Raw genomic sequence first — 18,042 nt, 5'->3', positions numbered from 1 at the left:
CAAAAAATTAAGCTACAAACTTAAAAATATATGATGGAAAACGGCGCCTTATTGCCTATGTTTTATTTACCGCCAGTATCCTATTTCACGGCGCTTAATCAAAGTAAACCAAACATACTCATTGAGAAGCATGAGCACTTCCCTAAACAAACCTACCGTAACCGCGCAAATATATATTCGCCAGACGGTGTACTGGCGCTGGTTGTACCGGTAGTTAAAGGTGCAAAGGTGCATACGCCGGTAAAGGACGTAAAGATCAGCAATGACTTTGCATGGCAACGTTTGCATTGGATGAGTTTGCAGTCATGTTATCGGCGGTCGGCGTACTTTGAATTTTATGAGGATGAGTTTGCACACTTTTATGAAGAGCAATTCAACTTTTTGTTTGATTATAACGAGCAATTGCTTCATCTGTTACTGAAGTTTTTAAAGCTCCCGGTTAAGCCGCAGTATACCAACGAATATGAACGCAACTACCCAATGCTAACCGACTACCGTAATACCATACATCCTAAAAAAGATGTACCCTCTGAACAAAAACCTTATTTTCAGGTTTTTGAGGAACGGAATGGGTTTTTGAAAGATTTAAGTATAGTTGACTTACTTTTCAATCAGGGGCCGCAGTCTGTCAATTATTTATAAATGACCAGCACGCAGTATAAACGCATTACTAAACTAAAACGCCGGGCAGGCAATGTTGGCGACCGGCCTGGCTTGGTTAGGGTGCCTGATGGTGCGCTTAAACCACATATCAAAATATATTCATACAACGATAAGGAACTGGTAACTGCTGAAGGAGAGGATATTAAAACGATTTTAGATCAGTTAAACCGGTGTGCCAATCACACCCATTGGATAAAAATAAACGGCCTGGGCGATGCCAGCCTCATTGAAGAAATTGGCAAACGACTTTCCATTAACGATCTGGTGCTGGAAGACATTATGAATACGCACCAGCGGCCTAAGTTTGATGAGTACGATCAATATGTTTTTGCAACCGGCCGTATTATCACCAGTGATGAACAATGTGAGTTGAGCAACACGCAATTTTCTGTCATTGTGAAGGATAATATGGTGATAAGTTTTGAGGAAACATATGAAGAAAACTTTGAAGGCCTAGAAAAACGTTTAAATGCACAGCAAAGCCCTATTAGGAACTTCGGGCCAGGATTTATATGCTACGCTTTGTTTGATACGTTAATAGACTGGTATTTTGTGGTATTGAATCAAATTGGCGAAGAACTGGAGGCTATAGAAGACCGCATATACATAAACCCCGATCGTAGTATTATGTACGATACGCAGCGGTTAAAACGTATGCTTATTGTGCTGCGGCGGGCTAGCTGGCCAGAGCGTGACAAGATCAATGATATGATACGTACTGAAAGCCCGCTGATTACCAAGGAAACCAAAACCTATTTGCGTGACGCCTATGACCATTGTATTCAGATAATTGATCTGATTGAAAGTTATAAAGAGATTAGCGCAACTAATATAGACTTGTACTTATCCATGGTAAGTAACCGGATGAATGAAATCATGAAGGTGCTTACAATTATCTCGGTGATCTTCATCCCCTTAACATTTGTTGCAGGGGTTTATGGTATGAACTTCGCTCCTACCGATCCGTACACCAACAAACCCTTGCCGAATAACATGCCTGAACTCTACGAGCCCCATGGTTATCTATACTGCGTAGGCATAATGATTGTTATTGGGTTGCTACAATTGTTTTTCTTTTGGCGCAAAGGCTGGTTTAGCCGGTTATAACTTCTGAAACTCGGGCTTTAACTGTGCTTTCATAACCCTGCGCATCTTCACAATTTTGGGCATTGAAACAGATGTTAAATAAGAATTGTCAGCCAGATGTAGCCTGTAATAGCCTTGATGATACTTTTCGGCTGGATAAAACACCTTGAACGGCTCCACCTGTGTTACCACTTTACCACTATAATGTTTTGTTCCGTTGATCTTGCCAATAACCTGTAGTAGGGTCTGTTTTTCCTGCGGTGTACGGTAAAAGGCGATAGAACGATAGTCTGTGCCCACGTCGGGCCCCTGCCGATTAAGTGTGGTAGGATCATGTGCAAAGAAGAAGGCCTCCGCAAGTGTTGAATAACTTATCTGTTTTGGGTTATAATAAATCTGAACCACTTCGGCGTGGTTAGTAGTTCGGGTGCATACCTCTTCATAAGTGGGATTTTTTGTATTACCGCCAGCATAGCCTGATACTACCTTGTTTACCCCTTTCAGCTCAAGCATTGCTTCGCTTAAAGCCCAAAAACAACCACCTCCAAAAGTGGCAACCTGTTCGTTGGGTTTGGGTTGTGGCACTGCAGCAAATTCATTCCGCTCTTTATAGGGTTGTCCGTTAGCACAACTGCCTAATAAAATAGCGGCAACCAGGTACATTACCAACTTCTTCATATCACTACCTACGTTAAATTATATCGCCCCAGACTTCAGTTTGCTTTTTACTGTTTGTAAGATGACATTAAGTCCATTTATCTTAATCTCGTATACAGTTGCAAGCATCATACCTAACTTGCCTGCAGGCATTCCTTTTTGGTGCATCCACTCCAGGTAGCTTACCGGCAAATCACACAATAAAGTACCTTTATGCTTGCCAAACGGCATTTGCATTTTAACTATATCAACCAATATCTGACTGTCTGGCTTTAAACTTTCCACACCGTAAAGGTAACAGAAAACGGCTTACTATTTTACCAAACTGCGGGTAACGGCAAAACCTGCTAATGCGCCCAGCAGGCCTACAACCACCTTAAACTTTGTTGTAGAGTGGAATGGAGGAACATACGTTACTCCGCTTTCATCAGCAACGGCGGCTTGCTCTGCGTAACGGCCACCCGCCGGCACGGCAAGTTTTTCAAAATTATCAGCCAGGTTACGTAACGCCTCTTGTAATTCGCGTCCGCGAACTACCGGGCCATGGCCAGTGGCTGCAATTCGTGGTTGTAAGTCAGCTAAAGTTCTTACTGATTGTGCTGCAGCTTCCCAATTAGTGGTCATGTAACGAGGCGGGCCAGAAATCTTTTTAATATTGTTTAACGCATAAAACGCCGACTCGGGCTTGGTAGTCACAAAGGCATCTCCAACCACCAGTGTTGTATTCAAAGGCAGGAAAAGCGATATGTGCCCCGGCGTATGCCCAGGGGTGTGAATTACTTTCCATTCAGGTATTTCAGGCACACCTTCGTTCACATCAATTACACGTAAATTACGGCTTATATCTAACGGCGCCTTGCGAAAGAAAACAGACATTAATGACATAATACCCTCTCCGACAGTAGGATCAGCCGGTGGATATGAGGATTTACCTGTTAAGTACGGCACTTCAAGCTCATGCGCATATACGGGTACATCCCAGTGCATAAGCAGGTCTTCCAATGCGCCTGTATGATCAGAATGTGCGTGGGTCAGAACAATAGCTGATGGTTTTGCACCCGCCCCGAAAACGGCTTCGGCAAATGCTATAATGCGTTTGGCAGAGCCTTGCACACCAGCATCAACCAACACCCAGCCTTTAGGAAAACCGCGACGATTGGCAATGATATACACATTAACAAACATAATGCGCATACCCCAAACACCTTGAGCAACCTGAAAATATTTTATGTTATTAAGTTTCATTGGTTATTTATAATTGCCCTATTAACACCACCATAAATTAAAAGTTTTAACTGCCAAGTAATACACCGCCTAGGTGTAAAACAAATAGCCTGTTATGTGCATTATTGATAGAGTAATTTAAAATACCTTATAACTATATTTATGGAAAGACAGTTTGACGCCGTGTTAACCGGTTCTGATAGCCCAATTGAGGGATTGGTAACTACTATCGATTATAGCGGTTACCCGCAGGCATATGAGTTTAAATCTATAGACGAGACCTTGCATTTGGTTATAGTGCAAGAGACAGACGGGCACTGGATAAGGGTGGCCGGCACAGAACCTTATTTAACCGGCTGGGTTGATGAGCTGGTTGAACAAATCAATCATACTTCTTCAATTGAGTAAATACCGATGAACAAAAGGGAATTAGGTAATTCGGGCATAAGCATTGCACCATTTGTTTTTGGCGGTAATGTTTTCGGATGGACTATAGATGAACGGGCGTCTTTTACATTGTTAGACGCCTTTGTTGATAATGGGTTAGATTGCATTGACACAGCAGATGTTTACTCACGCTGGGTGCCGGGCAACAAAGGCGGCGAGTCTGAAACCATTATAGGGAACTGGCTAAAAAAGACTGGGAAGCGAAACAAGGTTGTTATTGCAACGAAGGTTGGAAGCTCAATGTTGCCTAATGACAGTAAAAAGAACTTATCTAAAGCCTACATTATTAAAGCTGCCGAAGATTCGTTAAGGCGTCTGCAAGTTGATCATATTGATCTTTACCAGTCGCACTATGATGATACGGATACGCCGGTGCAAGAAACCCTTGAAGCCTATGCGCAGTTGATTAAAGAGGGCAAGGTGCGCGCCATTGGCGCATCAAACTTCAGTGCTGGCCGCCTTGCCGAATCATTACAAGCAAGTAAAGAGCTTGGCCTGCCCAGCTATGCTACACTGCAGCCCGAATACAATTTATACGACCGTGAAGTTTACGAAAAAGAGCTTGAACCTATATGTAGAGACAACAATGTAGGCGTTATCACCTATTACTCATTAGCCAGTGGCTTTTTAAGCGGGAAATATAGAAACGAAGCGGATCTGAATAAAAGCAAACGTGGACAGGGCATTAAAAAATATTTAAACGAGCGTGGTTTTCGTATACTCAACGCTTTAGACGATGTAGCCAATAATTACAGCACAACACCGGCTGCTGCTGCCTTAGCATGGATAATTGCCCGGCCCGGCGTAACAGCTCCCATAGCCAGTGCAACGAGTACAGCGCAATTACAAGAGCTTGCTAAGGCTGTAAGTCTTAACCTTCCTTTGGATGTGATAGACCAATTAACCCAGGCAAGTGCTTATTAATAGTAAAGGGGACGCTGTAACAGCGTCCCCTTACTAAATATATGATGGAGTTAATCGGATTAGAATGAATACCTGTTTCCAGGAAGTTGCGGACGACTACTACCCCCGTTGTTTTGGGTATACCTCTGTTGATAATTCCCGTTACGATTGTTACTATTCCCGTTCTGGTTATTTTCACGATTAAAGCCACCGTTTGAGGGTCTTCCATAATTGCCCTGGTTGTTATCTCTGCCTGGTTGTCCATTGTTTTCCCTGTTAGGATAACCACTCCTGTTAGGATAACCATTGTTGTTATTACTATTGCCGCCCTCATTAGGGCCCTGGCCATAATTACGGTCCCGGTCTCTACTCCTGTCTTCGTTTCTGTTGTTTCGATCCCAGTTGCCACGGCCGCCGCCGGCGTTGTTTGAATCATATGGCGAGCTAGGGAAACGACCATTGTATCCCCTGTCGTCACGTCTGTCTGGGGTTCGGTTAGCATATTGGTTATTGTTCCAACTGCGGCCACCGTTACTACCATATCTACTGCGGTAATAATCATGATTTGCATACGGGCGTTGCGCCCTCACCTCATAACGGCGAGCACTGCGCCAATCGTAATCATGGTACCGGCCAGGAAGGTACGCTCCACTTACCCAACGACGGTCATCGTCCATATAATAATAACAGTGTTCAGGTACAGAGTAGTAAGCTTCTACATCTGGCAGGTAGTAATAGTTGTCGTAAACTACAGCCGGAGGTACAGGCTTATGAACATTAATAACCAACGGGCCTATTCGTACACCTACGTTTACCCCTACTTGTGCACTTGCAGTTTGTGACAACAAACCTCCAGCAGCTATGATGATTGATAAGAAGAACTTTTTCATATATCCTGTAATTTGCATGTATGACAGGATAACAGACAGCAAGGTTTAAGGGGCTAAATAATATGCTTTGTAACATCTGTGTGTACATTACACAACCATGTATTTAAATTGTTATTTGTAAAATTTTACGCCGCAAATTATAATGCTTTAATTTGAGCACAATCCATTATTTATGAAAAGAAAAGTAGCCTTGTCTTCTTTTATACCTATGCTGGCTGTTGCCGGCTTACTTTGGTATGGCGCCAGCCAGCAAAACACAATTACATCAGTAATTCCGGACGCTGATAACGCCGGTTTAAAGCTACCGGAAGGGTTTGGCGCCTTAAAGGCGGCCGATGGTGTTGGCAGAGCGCGGCATATAGCAATTACACCTGCTGGCGATATGTATGTGAAGCTTAACCGACTTAATAAAGACGGCAATGGCATTGTATACCTGCACGATAGTAATGGTGATGGCAAAATGGAGGATGCAAAAGGTTTTGCCAATTACATTGGTACTGGCATGTATATCAAGGATGGTTATCTCTATGCATCATCTAACACCGAAGTTTTTCGATATAAGTTAGACGACAAATACCAGATAGCAAACCCAACTCCTGAAAAAATAGTGACCGGTTTGATTGACCGCCATCAGCATGAATCAAAGTCGGTAGTGCTTGATAACGCAGGCAACATATATGTGAACGTTGGCGCTTACTCTAACTCATGCCAGGTAAAGGATCGCAACCCTGGCTCTATGGGACGCGAAGGCTGCCCCATACTTGATTCGGCTGGCGGTATCTGGCAATTTAAAGCAAACAAGCTCAATCAAACTTATGGAGATGGCGTACGCTACGCAACCGGGCTGCGCAATGTTGTTGGCCTGGACTGGAATCAGCAAAACAACCAGCTGTTTGTGATGCAGCACGGCCGCGACCAATTGCACGATTTGTTTCCGAATCTTTACACTGTGCAACAGTCTTCTATTTACCCTGCCGAGTGTATGTATGCCATTAAAAAAGGCGACAATGCAGGATGGCCGTATATTTATTATGACCAGGACCAACACAAGAAGATCTTAGCGCCCGAATATGGCGGCGACGGTAAGAAAGAAGGTGGTAAGGAAGCTATTGATCCATCTGTGGCCTTTCCTGGCCATATGGCACCTAACGGCTTGCTGTTTTATACCGGCAACATGTTTCCGGAACGTTATAAAAACGGTGCTTTTATAGCTTTTCATGGTTCATGGAACCGTGCGCCTGAACCACAGGCCGGCTTTTTTGTGGTATTTCAACCTTTTAAAGACGGAAAACCATTCGGTAAATGGGAAATCTTTGCTGACGGATTCTCGGGCTCGACGGAGAAAACAGCAAGTGGTCGTGCCGATCACCGCCCGTGCGGACTGGCACAGGGGCCAGATGGATCGCTCTATGTAAGCGACGATAGCAAAGGAACAATATACAGAATACTATATAAAAAGTAACCTTAATAAAAAGGCGGACTGTTGAGTCCGCCTTTTTTATTAAACGTATCTATACTTAATAGCAACTGGATTTTAAATCGTTTTTGGTGAGTAAACTTTCAGTACACCATCATCTTCACTACTCACTACCAACAAGCTCTTTTTGGTAGGGCTGTTTTTAGCAGGTATAATAAGTACACCTTCGGGCGCATCGCCACATTTTAGTAATTGCAGAAACACCGGCTTTTTAGGGTCAGTGATATCGTATACCGCTACTGCATCAGCACGTTCCATTCCAACAAAGGCAACGTTTTTATTGCCAATCTTCCCTATCGTTATGCCTTCAGGTTCAATAGATTTATCATCACTCCGGGCATCGTCGTACACACCTGCGGCTACTGCTTTAACGTCCAATTCGTTCATGCTATCAAATACCTGTGCTCCGGTATTGCCATTCCATACACTAAATGAGCGGGCCCCAAAGGAGTACAATGCATCGTAGTCGCCATCGCCATCAGTATCGCCCAGTGTGCTGGTGATGTTCAAACGCCCTAACTGCACATCGGTCTTTAAATCGTTACGATTAGGAAAAACAGTAGCGTCAAGCGTAACGTCTTTTATGCGCTTGGCTTCGGTTAACGCTGTATATTCACGTGCATCACCTTCGTTAGCAGTAAACAAATAAGGTATACCGCCCGATGTGAATACAGCGATACCGTCGGGCATAAAAATTCCTTTAACAGGCCACTTTGCTGCTACCCCTATTTTGTTGTCACGATCACTGGCGTCTATCTCGTTACCATTGGCGTTGTAATCTTTAAAGCCAAGTGGAAAGATGTTGGTAATAGTTTTAGTCACCAGGTCTATTTTGGCAATACCATTATTTTCTTGCAAGGTTACCCAGGCCGTTTTTGAATCTTCGGAAATAGTGATGTATTCTGGCTCTATGTCTTTAACGAAATCATTACCCACACCAAAAATCCTGAAGCCTTGGGCTTTTAGTGCCTCTTTCTGACTGGCGAAGCCGGCAAAATCGAGCGTTGTTACAGCATAATTATTATCTACAGCTATGATAGACACTGTTCCAGCAGGGTCATTAGTATAAGTGGTATTTGGCTCGCCCTCATTAGCCGTCATGATGAATTTACCGTCGGGCGAAAAGGTTATCATATCTGGCAAAGAACCAACGCTAATTACTTTTATTTCGCTAAAATCACTTGTTTTAAACACTGCCACCTTACCAAGAGCCTGTTTATCAGCAGATTCTATAGCGGCAGCCAATTTACCGTCGTAGACAGCCACACTATTTACAGCACCGCCGTAAGGGGCCATTTGTATGGAGGAGATAACTGCCATTTTAGATGGATCTTTAAAATCAATTACATCGATTTTATTTACAGTGCCGTTGTTTACCACAAACAGGCGATTAGTCGTCGGATCAAAAGCGCTGATCTCAGCTGCGCCGGCATCACCGATGTCTAATGTTCCAATTTCTGCAAATGTGGATGGATCCTCAGTAGGTTCAATTGGGTCCGCATTGTCTTTTTTCTTACAACCGGCAAGGATTACAGCCAGAAGGATAAACAGTAAATAATGTTTCATTCGGTATTTGGAGTTAAACACCAAAAATATTAACACATTATTAAGCCCTACACCTATTTAAATTAAGTGTTTGTTAACAAAAGTTTGTCTCTATATAAGAGACAAACTTTTAAATTACGCTGTAACGGAATGCCGCCATACGTTGCTCTTTGCCGTCCAAACGCTGTATACTCTCCTCAAGATCTTCTACTCTTTTGGTAGTTACAGCAGTTAAGATCGCTTCCTGATAACAGGAACGGGCTAAACAAAATTGCTTGTTCTTTTCGGCATGCTTTCCTGCTATCTCCCAAATTGCGGCGTAGTCTACGCCGGGTATGTTCAATGCTTTAATTTTGATAGTTTCTAAAGCTCTTTCTAGATTCAGAAATGCAAGCAGTCGTATATAGTGCTCATATAGATCAGGAAACCGATCATCGAGATCGTTACAGGTTTTAAAACAGTAACCCGCCTGTTGGTAATCCTTCAGCTCATAGTAATATATAAGCCCTAAATGAAAGAAAGCACGAGCGTATGTTGGGTCGGCAGCAATGATCTCGTTAAGTAACTGCAGGCTTTTGGGAGATTCGCCATATTTGTACTCCTCAACCGCTTGCAGATATTTTTCATCTATTGTGTAAAAAATGTCCATATGGAAATGTAAGTGCCAGTGTCGACTGACCTTATTAAAAAAAGAAACTGATAGTTGATTAGTGATGCCTGTAAATACAGGCCAAAAACGCAGAAAGGCTACTTCACGGTAAATACCCTCTGCACCAGCCGAATAGGCTGCTTAGGTAGCAATGTGCAGATATGGGTGAAGCGTAGCATCTTATTAAGTATTATAACGCAAAAGTAATAATTATTAACAGATTGCAAAATACTACCAAAAGAAAGGCACTGTAAGCTTTTTTAATAAAGCCAGGGATAAATGTGAATACGAAACTGTTCTCAGTTTCATATAAGAGAGTCATTGTATAACAACCCTCCTATTATCTGTTATATCGTATAAAATCTTGGCAGCAGTTTTTAACTAGCCAAGCCTAAATCTGTTAAAGGTACTGTGGTTTGAGTTGAGGTAATTAAAGGCATGTTAACATTAACGTCCTGAATAACATAATGGCTTTTCAATTCCTTTTCACTCACAATAACGCTAAAGTCGTTAAACTTAACGCCGTCTTCGTATGGATATATGGTGTAACCGCGTTTGTTGGGGTCATATGAGCCTAATTCAAAAACTTCTTCGTGTTTTATGCCCTTAATTTTAGCGCCTTGCACTAACTGGTAAGCATCTTTTATTGGTGCAAACTGATTGTTCTTCATAGATGCACCTACCTATACAATTACTTTGCCACTATTTTCAGTTAATTAACCAAACCATTCAAATAAATCACTTTGCGTTAAATTTAATTTATTTTCACTGTGTATATCCTTTAATATACGCCCTTCAGCCATATAAATTAACCTATTGCCGTAGGTATGAGCGTCTTTAAGGTTGTGGGTGATTAAAATAGCGGTCAGTTTGAATTGCTGAATGAGACGGTTGGCCGTTTGCATAACTAAATTAGCTGATCGCGGATCAAGTGCAGCGGTTGGTTCATCAAGCAACAATATCCGGCAATCGTCCATCACACTCATCAGTAAGGTTAAAGCTTGCCGTTGGCCACCCGATAAGGTGCCCATGGGCTGCATCAATTTATTTTCGAGTCCCATGCCCAATACACTGATTTTGTCCTGAACCTGTGCTTTAAAAGCACTATTGGTGCCAATACTTAAACCCTTTTTTTTAGTCCGTAAGGCGGCCACACGAAAATTGTCCAGAATGCTTAGATCAGGTGCAGTACCACTGAGCGGGTTTTGAAATACACGCGTTATCCACCTGCTGCGTTTGTAATCAGGCAAGCGCGTAACCAAATGGTCATCTAATTCAATCTTACCCGCCGATGGTATAATGCTGCCGGCAATCAGATTCAGCAAAGTACTTTTACCTGATCCATTTGCGCCTACTATCACCAGGTAGTCCTCGCTCGCAATATTCAAATTTAAATCCTGTATAGCTTTAACCTCGTTGGCCTTGCCGCGGTTAAATGTTTTGTTAATGCCCTCCAGCTTAATCATACCGTTTTGTTAATAACAACCTTGGTAAGCTTACAATAACCAGCACAAGCACAGCTGTTACCAATTTAAGTAAATTGGCATCAACACCCAACGCAAGCGTTATAGCCAGCACCAACTGAAACACTATTGCGCCTAACAGTACCAGTAACAAGCTACCCAGCACTGATGTTATCTTAAACCAGTTAATCAAACTTTCGCCAATAATTACCGACCCCAAACCGATAATGACAATGCCTATACCCATACTTATATCGGCAAAACCCTGTTGTTGCGTTATCAAAAAGCCGCTTAGGGCAGTTAGTGCGTTGGCCAAGGCTAAACCGATTATCTTCATCCTGTCGGTATTTACACCCAGTGCTCTAATCATGGTCTCGCTGTTGCCGGTGGCACGCATCGCAATACCAAAATCAGTTTTTAAAATATAGCCTATAAGCCCTGTAATTACCAATACAACTATCGTTAATATACCCAGCGCATTTAAATTAGGATCGATTGTTAGGTTGACAACGTTAAAGACCGACGGCATATTTACCAGCGGTAAGTTTGAACGCCCTGCTACCGAAAGATTAACAGAGTATAAAGCCGTCATCACCAGAATACCTGCTAAAAGCGCATTTATTTTAAGTTTGGTGTGTATAAAACCGGTTACTGCGCCGGCTAATGCACCGGCTAATAACACAATTATTAACGTAATGTATAACGAATTACCATGCGTTATCATAACACCTGTTAGCATACCACCTAACGTATAACTCCCATCAGTTGTAATATCAGGTATGTTAAAAATCTTCATGGAGATGTATATCCCTAGCGCAATGCCCGCAAAACACATTCCCTGCAGTAAGGCAGCTAAATAAAAGTCCATTACTTTACAGCTTCGAAATTGTCAGGAACGATTACATTATATTTTTTTGCGGCGTCCGCGTTGTATACACGCTTTCTTACTTTAACCATCTCAGGCTTTAACCCGTCAGTTTTATGCGTTTTAAGGTATTGCGCAGCCTGCAAGCCCGATTGGTAACCCCATTGATATATATCGGCCCCAAATGCTGCTACTGCACCTCGCTGTACCAAACCGGCTTCGCTGGTAAAAACAGGTACTTGCTTTTGCTCACAGTTTTTGTATATGGTTTCAAAAGCTGCAAACACGGTATTATCTGGATTGGCAAAAAATGCATCTATATTTTTTGATAGCAGTGATTGTGTAACCAGTTGTGCATCGGCCGATGAGTTTAACGGCATCGCTATCAATGTTATATTTGATTTTTCGGCCAACTCCTTTATACGCTCCATAGCATCGGCCGATTGCGGCTCCGACTGATTATAGACCATTCCGATCAACAACTTTCCGGCTTTTGCCTTTAGTAATTTCGGTATCAGCATAAATGATGTGTCAATATAATTCAGGTCTTCAACTGTACCGAACAGGTTAGCCGGGGCCTTGCCTTGTGCATCAAGCAAATGTGCACGTTCTGGTGTAGGTGACACCATCATAAAAATGGGGATCGTTTTTGTTTTTTGAGCTGCAGTAACTGATGATAATGTAGTACTGGTGGCCAGCAAATCAACAGGTTCTGATACAAACTTATTTACAATCTGTGTTAGGGTCGGTATGCTGCCTTGAGCGTTCTGGTATTCTATTTTGATATTGCCTTTATCTTCGCTAAAGCCATTTTTTGCTAAAGCATCTGTAAAGCCGGACTTAGCCTGTGCAATGGTAGCATCTTCAAAGGCATCAACAAAGCCAACAATGGGAACAGTATTTTTTTCGGTTGATTTGCACGCCGTCATTAAAAGCACAGCAGCACAAAGTATAAAGTATGGATTGCGCTTCATTGCACTAAAGTAAACAATTGTAAAGCAGATGGCTTAATATGTTTATAAAGAAGCTCGATTTTACCCACGTTTAACTATTTTAGCCCTTAATGATACCCGTTTCTAAACTTCCACAAACCGGAACTACTATTTTCACTACAATGTCTGCCCTGGCAAATGAGGTTGGGGCTATCAATTTGTCGCAGGGGTTTCCCGACTATGATTGCGACCCCGAACTGGTAAGCCTGGTTAGCCAAGCTATGCAAAACGGCTATAACCAATACGCACCTATGGCTGGCTTGCAGCAGTTACGTGAGCAGGTAGCTTATAAAACCGAAAGGCTGTACGGCGCAGTTTATCATCCTGAGTCTGAAATTACTATCACATCGGGTGGCACGCAGGCTGTCTTTACTGCAATATGTGCGTCTATACATCCTAATGATGAGGTAATTGTATTTGAGCCCGCTTATGATTGCTATGCTCCGGCTATAAAGCTGATGGGTGGTACTGTAAAATCGTTAGAACTGGAGCCGCCCGATTACCGGATTGCATGGGATATGGTGAAGCGATTGGTTAGCAACCGAACCCGTATGATCATCTTAAATTCGCCGCATAACCCAACCGCAACTATTTTACGCAAAGAGGATATTGATGAGCTGAGCACCATCGTACGCAATCGTGACATTTTAATTTTGAGCGATGAGGTTTACGAGCATTTAATTTTTGACGGCGAAGAGCATCATAGCATGGCCCGATACCCTGAGCTTAGGCAACGGAGCTTTATTGTAGCATCTTTTGGAAAGTTATTTCACACTACCGGTTGGAAACTGGGTTACTGTCTCGCCCCAGCTGAGCTTATGCATGAATTTAGAAAGATACATCAATACATTGTATTTAGCGCAAACACACCCATGCAGGCAGCTATTGCCGAATACTTAAAAAACGAAAACAGCTACATGGGCCTTGCTGGCTTTTTTCAGCAAAAGCGAGATACCTTCAGACAGGGTTTAGCCCAAACCCGATTTGAATTGCTGCCTTGTTCGGGCTCTTATTTTCAGTCAGTTTCCTACAAGCATTTCAGTGATGTTAAAGACACCGAATTTGCCATAAATATAGCAAGGGAGTTTGGGGTGGCTTCAATCCCTGTTTCGGCATTTTATACAAAGGGCACAGATCATCATGTGTTACGCTTTTGTTTTGCTAAAAGACAAGAAACTTTAGATAAAGCCGTTGAAAGATTAATGAAGTTGTAATATTTTTTGTTACTTGCAGGCTATAACCTGCTGTTATTAACCAACTTATAAGCCATTCCTGATGGACAATTTAAAAATCACCACGTATCAAGGCTACCTTTTCTGGGAAAACGTTGATAAAAACCTTCAGAATATATCGTTGCGTTTATCGGGCATGCGTACGAACACAGACCTGATCATTTTGCCCGAAATGTTCAACACAGGTTTTACAATGAACGCTGAAAAACTGGCCGAACCTATGAATGGCAGAACGATGCAGTGGATGCAGGCTACTGCAAAAAAATATGAGTGCGTTGTTACCGGGAGCTTAATTATAGCCGACGAAGATAAATTTTACAACCGCCTTATTTGGATGAGGGCTGACGGCACCTATGAATGTTACGATAAACGCCATTTATTTGCGCTGGGAAAAGAACACCAAACCTATACCGCCGGCACCAAAAAACTGATTGTTGAACATAAGGGATGGAAAATTTGCCCGGCTATTTGTTATGATCTTCGCTTCCCTGTATGGTTGCGCAATGTTGGCGATACTTATGACCTTTTATTAATTGTAGCTAACTGGCCGGAGCGCCGCTCTTTACACTGGCGTACGCTCATCCCTGCACGGGCTGTTGAAAATCAATCCTATGTAATAGGCGTAAATCGTGTAGGGCATGATGGTAACGAGGTTTACCACTCAGGCGACTCGACCTGTATAGACCCCAACGGAAACGTAGTATACTATAAGCGCGACGAAGAAGATGTATACACCTTTACCATTAACGCTGAAGAGTTAGAAAAAGCACGCCGCGCTATGCCTTTTTTAAAAGATGCTGATAGCTTTCATCTGGACGTTTAACTTCGCCTGCTTATCTTCTATATAACACACCAAAACGCCTCCTTTCTGTTAACTTCTTTAGATAAACAAATCCTACATTCATGAGATATATTAAACAAGTACAAGCTTTTTTACCAACTTGTTTATTACTTACTTTTTTTGCGTTCGGTGCATCTGCTCAAAAAAAGAAGAAAGATTATACTCCACTCGTAAATCCGTTTATAGGTACAGGCGGCCATGGCCATACCTTTCCCGGTGCCACAGTGCCATTTGGCATGGTTCAACTGAGTCCTGATACGCGGCTTGAGGGATGGGACGGCTGTTCGGGTTATCATTACACAGACAGCACCGTGTACGGCTTTTCGCATACTCACTTAAGCGGTACAGGCATAGCCGACTATTGCGACATTTTGTTTATGCCTACCACAGGTCTCCCAAAGTTGCAAAACACAGCATATAAATCTGCATTTAAAAAAGCTAACGAGGAGGCATCCCCAGGATACTACAAAACTATTTTAGATAAATACAAGGTAGAAGTGGAGCTGACAGCAACTACAAGAGCAGGATTACATAAGTACACCTACCCTTCTACTAACCAAGCCAATATCATTATAGACTTAAAGCATCGGGACAAGGTATTAAACTCATGGATTGAAGTGGTAAACGACCATGAAATCAGAGGATTTCGACAATCGCAGTCGTGGGCCCAAAATCAATACATTTATTTTCATGCTAAGTTCTCCAAGCCATTTAAAACCTATGGCATTGCCGCTAACGACGTGTTGCAACAAGGTAAACTAAGACTTGAAGGCACCAACATTAAAATGTATGTGCAGTTTGACGACCCTAAAGAGGTACTGGTTAAAGTAGGCATATCGGCCGTAAGTTCTGAGGGCGCTTTAAAGAATCTCGACGCCGAAATAAAAGATTTCGACTTTAAACAAGTACAAAAACAAGCCAAAACCGCCTGGATAAACGAACTGGCAAAGATTGAAGTAGAAGGAGGCGCACCTCCGGTGCCGCAAACGCAGCACAATCAGAATTATGGATATAGCCCTTACGCTCAGCAGCCTCAACGCCGGCCTGTGGTTGTTGACCAAGCGAAGGTAAAGCAGACCATTTTTTATACCGCACTTTACCATAGCATGATTGCGCCTAACATTTACAATGATGTTGATGGCCAGTATCGTGGGCTTGACAATAAGATCCACACGGCTCAGGGATTTAATTATTATACCGTTTTTTCGCTGTGGGATACCTTCCGGGCAGAGCATCCGCTTCTTACACTAATTGACAAAAAGCGCACCCTCGATTTTATTAAGACATTTTTAGCGATGTATGAGCAAGGTGGATTGTTACCTATATGGCCACTAGCATCAAATGAAACTTACTGCATGATTGGCAACCATGCCATACCAGTAATTGTTGACGCATACAGCAAAGGCATACGCGATTTTGATGCAGAAAAAGCTTTTGAAGGTATGAAAGCCGCAACAAACAGAGATAAGCTCGGACTCGATTCTTACCGCAACAACGGCTTGGTTTTGAGTGATACCGAAAATGAGTCAGTCTCAAAAACATTAGAATATGCTTATGATGACTGGTGCGTAGCCCAAATGGCCAAAATGCTTAACAAGCCGCAGGATTACGCCACTTTTATAAAAAGAGCGCAGTACTGGAAAAATGTGTACAACAACCAAAACGGCTTTATGCAAGCCAGAACCAACGGCAGCTGGTTTATCCCCTTTAAACCTACAGACGTAAATAGTCACTTTACTGAGGGTAACTCGTGGCAGTACAGTTTCTTTGTTCCGCAGGATATAGACGGCTTAGCCAAAAGCATGGGCGGCAAAGAAAAGCTTGAAGCCAAGCTTGATGAATTATTTACAACGACAGAGACATTAAGCGGGCGCCAGCAATCTGATATTACCGGCTTGATTGGTCAGTACGCACATGGTAACGAGCCAAGCCACCATATGGCTTACCTTTATAATTTCACTACCAATCCTGAAAAAACGCAGGTACGTTTAAATCAAATTTTAAATACCCAATACAGTAATAAACCCGACGGCCTGTCTGGCAATGAAGACTGCGGTCAAATGTCAGCTTGGTACGTAATGAGTTCACTTGGCTTATATAACGTAGCACCCGGCCAGCAGCAGTTTATGATTGGCTTGCCGCAATTTGAGAAAGCTGTTGTTAACCTGGAAAATGGCAAGAAGCTCACCGTGCTGAATTCAGGTACGTCGGTTAGCCTGAGCAATACTTACTTACAGGGTATGAACCTCAACAAAAAGCCTTACAGTAAACTTTACCTGGATTATAAGGACATAGCTGATGGTGGCGAGTTTGAGATTTTCACCGGTCGTTTGCCCAACCAGCTTTTTCTGCAGGAACTGGAGAAGCCCGTGTTGCAAATTACCGACTCACTGATTGTGCCCAACCCGGCGTTTATAGTACCATCCCGCTCGTTCAGGCAAACCATGACAGTGGCAATGAATTGTGCAGACCCTGAGGCTAAGATTTACTATACATTAGATGGCTCCGTTCCAAGCATCAAATCTAACGTGTATGTCAATCCGATCAATATATCGGCCACTACCACGATTAAAGCAATTGCCATAAAAAATGGAAAGACAAGCTTTGTAAATACTGGCACCTTTAATTTGCTAAAGGGCAACGCGAAGATCAGCTTGTTAAACAAATACCTGCCTAACTACGCTGCAGCTGGCGACGAAACTTTAATTGACGGTATAAAAGGCAACAGCAACTGGCGACTTGGTAACTGGCAGGGTTTCCAGGGCACAGACCTGGAAGCTATTATTGATCTGGGGCAAATTAAACCTGTAAAACAAGTTAGCTTGGGTACACTTCAAGATACCGGCGCCTGGATTATATTTCCTAAGTTGGTACAATACTTTACATCAGAAGATGGGAAGAACTATAAGCCTGCCGGCACCGTAACCTCCAGTGTAGGGGTTGATAGCCTAACGCCGCAAACCCAAATCTTTACTACTGCCCTTGCCGGCAAGGCGCGGTATGTTAAAGTTGTTGCTAAACAATACGGTACGCTGCCCACATGGCACGAAAGCAAAGGAAGCCCGTCTTACATCTTTGCTGATGAAATTGTAGTTGAATAATATTGGC

The 18,042-nt window shown here is 42.7% G+C and carries 18 protein-coding genes; 8 read left to right on the top strand and 10 right to left on the bottom strand.

Annotation, left to right across the window (positions count from 1 at the left end; genetic code table 11):
* The first annotated feature begins 30 nt into the window (after positions 1-30).
* Positions 31-642: a WbqC family protein gene (locus ABDD95_RS10210; RefSeq protein WP_345951788.1), complete on the top strand. Its 612-nt coding sequence runs from the start codon at positions 31-33 to the stop codon at positions 640-642.
* Positions 643-1,770: a magnesium/cobalt transporter CorA gene (gene corA / locus ABDD95_RS10205; RefSeq protein ID WP_345951787.1), complete on the top strand. Its 1,128-nt coding sequence runs from the start codon at positions 643-645 to the stop codon at positions 1,768-1,770.
* Here the strand turns inward: corA and msrA are convergent.
* Genes msrA through ABDD95_RS10190 form a run of 3 tightly spaced genes read right to left on the bottom strand, consistent with a single transcriptional unit; the run spans position 1,765 to position 3,651 of the window.
* On the bottom strand, positions 1,765-2,427 hold the full coding sequence (gene msrA / locus ABDD95_RS10200; protein ID WP_345951786.1) for a peptide-methionine (S)-S-oxide reductase MsrA: 663 nt from the start codon (positions 2,425-2,427) through the stop codon (positions 1,765-1,767). The genes corA and msrA overlap by 6 nt on opposite strands.
* 18 nt (positions 2,428-2,445) lie before the next feature.
* A complete protein-coding gene (locus ABDD95_RS10195) occupies positions 2,446-2,691 on the bottom strand; it encodes a DUF3820 family protein (RefSeq protein WP_345951785.1) in 246 nt (81 codons plus the stop codon).
* A gap of 27 nt (positions 2,692-2,718) precedes the next feature.
* A complete protein-coding gene (locus tag ABDD95_RS10190; RefSeq protein WP_345951784.1) occupies positions 2,719-3,651 on the bottom strand; it encodes an MBL fold metallo-hydrolase in 933 nt (310 codons plus the stop codon).
* A gap of 141 nt (positions 3,652-3,792) precedes the next feature.
* On the opposite strand from ABDD95_RS10190, the gene ABDD95_RS10185 reads away from it, so the two are divergent.
* Together ABDD95_RS10185 and ABDD95_RS10180 are read left to right on the top strand one after the other, a co-directional pair.
* Positions 3,793-4,038, top strand: coding sequence for a hypothetical protein (locus tag ABDD95_RS10185; RefSeq protein ID WP_345951783.1), 246 nt, complete (start codon positions 3,793-3,795; stop codon positions 4,036-4,038).
* 6 nt (positions 4,039-4,044) lie between these two features.
* Complete coding sequence (locus ABDD95_RS10180) at positions 4,045-5,001, top strand: aldo/keto reductase (protein ID WP_345951782.1); 957 nt, start codon at positions 4,045-4,047, stop codon at positions 4,999-5,001.
* A gap of 59 nt (positions 5,002-5,060) precedes the next feature.
* Here ABDD95_RS10180 and ABDD95_RS10175 read toward each other — a convergent pair whose 3' ends face one another.
* On the bottom strand, positions 5,061-5,870 hold the full coding sequence (locus ABDD95_RS10175; protein ID WP_345951781.1) for a hypothetical protein: 810 nt from the start codon (positions 5,868-5,870) through the stop codon (positions 5,061-5,063).
* 172 nt (positions 5,871-6,042) lie between these two features.
* On the opposite strand from ABDD95_RS10175, the gene ABDD95_RS10170 reads away from it, so the two are divergent.
* Entirely contained in the window at positions 6,043-7,332 is a 1,290-nt protein-coding gene (locus ABDD95_RS10170; protein ID WP_345951780.1) for a PQQ-dependent sugar dehydrogenase, read from the top strand.
* 72 nt (positions 7,333-7,404) lie between these two features.
* On the opposite strand, the gene ABDD95_RS10165 is transcribed toward ABDD95_RS10170, so the two are convergent.
* From ABDD95_RS10165 to ABDD95_RS10140, 6 genes are all read right to left on the bottom strand, one after another.
* Complete coding sequence (locus ABDD95_RS10165; protein WP_345951779.1) at positions 7,405-8,913, bottom strand: choice-of-anchor I family protein; 1,509 nt, start codon at positions 8,911-8,913, stop codon at positions 7,405-7,407.
* A gap of 109 nt (positions 8,914-9,022) precedes the next feature.
* The gene (locus ABDD95_RS10160; protein WP_345951778.1) at positions 9,023-9,541 is read right to left on the bottom strand and encodes a hypothetical protein; all 519 of its coding nucleotides are present in this window, start codon (positions 9,539-9,541) and stop codon (positions 9,023-9,025) included.
* Positions 9,542-9,918: 377 nt separating this feature from the next.
* Positions 9,919-10,212 (bottom strand): hypothetical protein, encoded by a 294-nt coding sequence (locus ABDD95_RS10155; RefSeq protein ID WP_345951777.1) that lies wholly within the window; start codon positions 10,210-10,212, stop codon positions 9,919-9,921.
* 45 nt (positions 10,213-10,257) lie between these two features.
* A complete protein-coding gene (locus ABDD95_RS10150; RefSeq protein WP_345951776.1) occupies positions 10,258-11,007 on the bottom strand; it encodes an ATP-binding cassette domain-containing protein in 750 nt (249 codons plus the stop codon).
* Positions 11,000-11,872: an ABC transporter permease gene (locus ABDD95_RS10145; protein WP_345951775.1), complete on the bottom strand. Its 873-nt coding sequence runs from the start codon at positions 11,870-11,872 to the stop codon at positions 11,000-11,002. Before ABDD95_RS10145 ends, ABDD95_RS10150 begins: the two co-directional genes overlap by 8 nt.
* On the bottom strand, positions 11,872-12,843 hold the full coding sequence (locus ABDD95_RS10140) for an ABC transporter substrate-binding protein (RefSeq protein WP_345951774.1): 972 nt from the start codon (positions 12,841-12,843) through the stop codon (positions 11,872-11,874). The genes ABDD95_RS10145 and ABDD95_RS10140 overlap by 1 nt, the downstream gene beginning before the upstream one ends.
* 89 nt (positions 12,844-12,932) lie before the next feature.
* On the opposite strand from ABDD95_RS10140, the gene ABDD95_RS10135 reads away from it, so the two are divergent.
* From ABDD95_RS10135 to ABDD95_RS10125, 3 genes are all read left to right on the top strand, one after another.
* Positions 12,933-14,075, top strand: coding sequence for a methionine aminotransferase (locus tag ABDD95_RS10135; protein WP_345951773.1), 1,143 nt, complete (start codon positions 12,933-12,935; stop codon positions 14,073-14,075).
* Between the two features lie 61 nt (positions 14,076-14,136).
* Positions 14,137-14,916: an amidohydrolase gene (locus tag ABDD95_RS10130; RefSeq protein WP_345951772.1), complete on the top strand. Its 780-nt coding sequence runs from the start codon at positions 14,137-14,139 to the stop codon at positions 14,914-14,916.
* A gap of 80 nt (positions 14,917-14,996) precedes the next feature.
* The gene (locus ABDD95_RS10125) at positions 14,997-18,035 is read left to right on the top strand and encodes a GH92 family glycosyl hydrolase (protein ID WP_345951771.1); all 3,039 of its coding nucleotides are present in this window, start codon (positions 14,997-14,999) and stop codon (positions 18,033-18,035) included.
* Positions 18,036-18,042 lie beyond the last annotated feature (7 nt).

Origin of the sequence: Mucilaginibacter sp. PAMB04274 (assembly GCF_039634385.2) — a bacterium.
Lineage (GTDB): Bacteria > Bacteroidota > Bacteroidia > Sphingobacteriales > Sphingobacteriaceae > Mucilaginibacter.
This window is presented reverse-complemented; position numbering and strand designations above follow the sequence as displayed.

Coding starts and splice junctions, on each gene's coding strand:
- corA (WP_345951787.1), top strand. CDS start 643: ATGACCAGCACGCAGTATAAACGCATTACTAAACTAAAACGCCGGGCA.
- ABDD95_RS10130 (WP_345951772.1), top strand. CDS start 14,137: ATGGACAATTTAAAAATCACCACGTATCAAGGCTACCTTTTCTGGGAA.
- ABDD95_RS10125 (WP_345951771.1), top strand. CDS start 14,997: ATGAGATATATTAAACAAGTACAAGCTTTTTTACCAACTTGTTTATTA.
- ABDD95_RS10145 (WP_345951775.1), bottom strand. CDS start 11,872: ATGGACTTTTATTTAGCTGCCTTACTGCAGGGAATGTGTTTTGCGGGC.
- msrA (WP_345951786.1), bottom strand. CDS start 2,427: ATGAAGAAGTTGGTAATGTACCTGGTTGCCGCTATTTTATTAGGCAGT.
- ABDD95_RS10185 (WP_345951783.1), top strand. CDS start 3,793: ATGGAAAGACAGTTTGACGCCGTGTTAACCGGTTCTGATAGCCCAATT.
- ABDD95_RS10140 (WP_345951774.1), bottom strand. CDS start 12,843: ATGAAGCGCAATCCATACTTTATACTTTGTGCTGCTGTGCTTTTAATG.
- ABDD95_RS10180 (WP_345951782.1), top strand. CDS start 4,045: ATGAACAAAAGGGAATTAGGTAATTCGGGCATAAGCATTGCACCATTT.
- ABDD95_RS10210 (WP_345951788.1), top strand. CDS start 31: ATGATGGAAAACGGCGCCTTATTGCCTATGTTTTATTTACCGCCAGTA.
- ABDD95_RS10170 (WP_345951780.1), top strand. CDS start 6,043: ATGAAAAGAAAAGTAGCCTTGTCTTCTTTTATACCTATGCTGGCTGTT.
- ABDD95_RS10175 (WP_345951781.1), bottom strand. CDS start 5,870: ATGAAAAAGTTCTTCTTATCAATCATCATAGCTGCTGGAGGTTTGTTG.
- ABDD95_RS10155 (WP_345951777.1), bottom strand. CDS start 10,212: ATGAAGAACAATCAGTTTGCACCAATAAAAGATGCTTACCAGTTAGTG.
- ABDD95_RS10135 (WP_345951773.1), top strand. CDS start 12,933: ATGATACCCGTTTCTAAACTTCCACAAACCGGAACTACTATTTTCACT.
- ABDD95_RS10150 (WP_345951776.1), bottom strand. CDS start 11,007: ATGATTAAGCTGGAGGGCATTAACAAAACATTTAACCGCGGCAAGGCC.
- ABDD95_RS10190 (WP_345951784.1), bottom strand. CDS start 3,651: ATGAAACTTAATAACATAAAATATTTTCAGGTTGCTCAAGGTGTTTGG.
- ABDD95_RS10165 (WP_345951779.1), bottom strand. CDS start 8,913: ATGAAACATTATTTACTGTTTATCCTTCTGGCTGTAATCCTTGCCGGT.
- ABDD95_RS10160 (WP_345951778.1), bottom strand. CDS start 9,541: ATGGACATTTTTTACACAATAGATGAAAAATATCTGCAAGCGGTTGAG.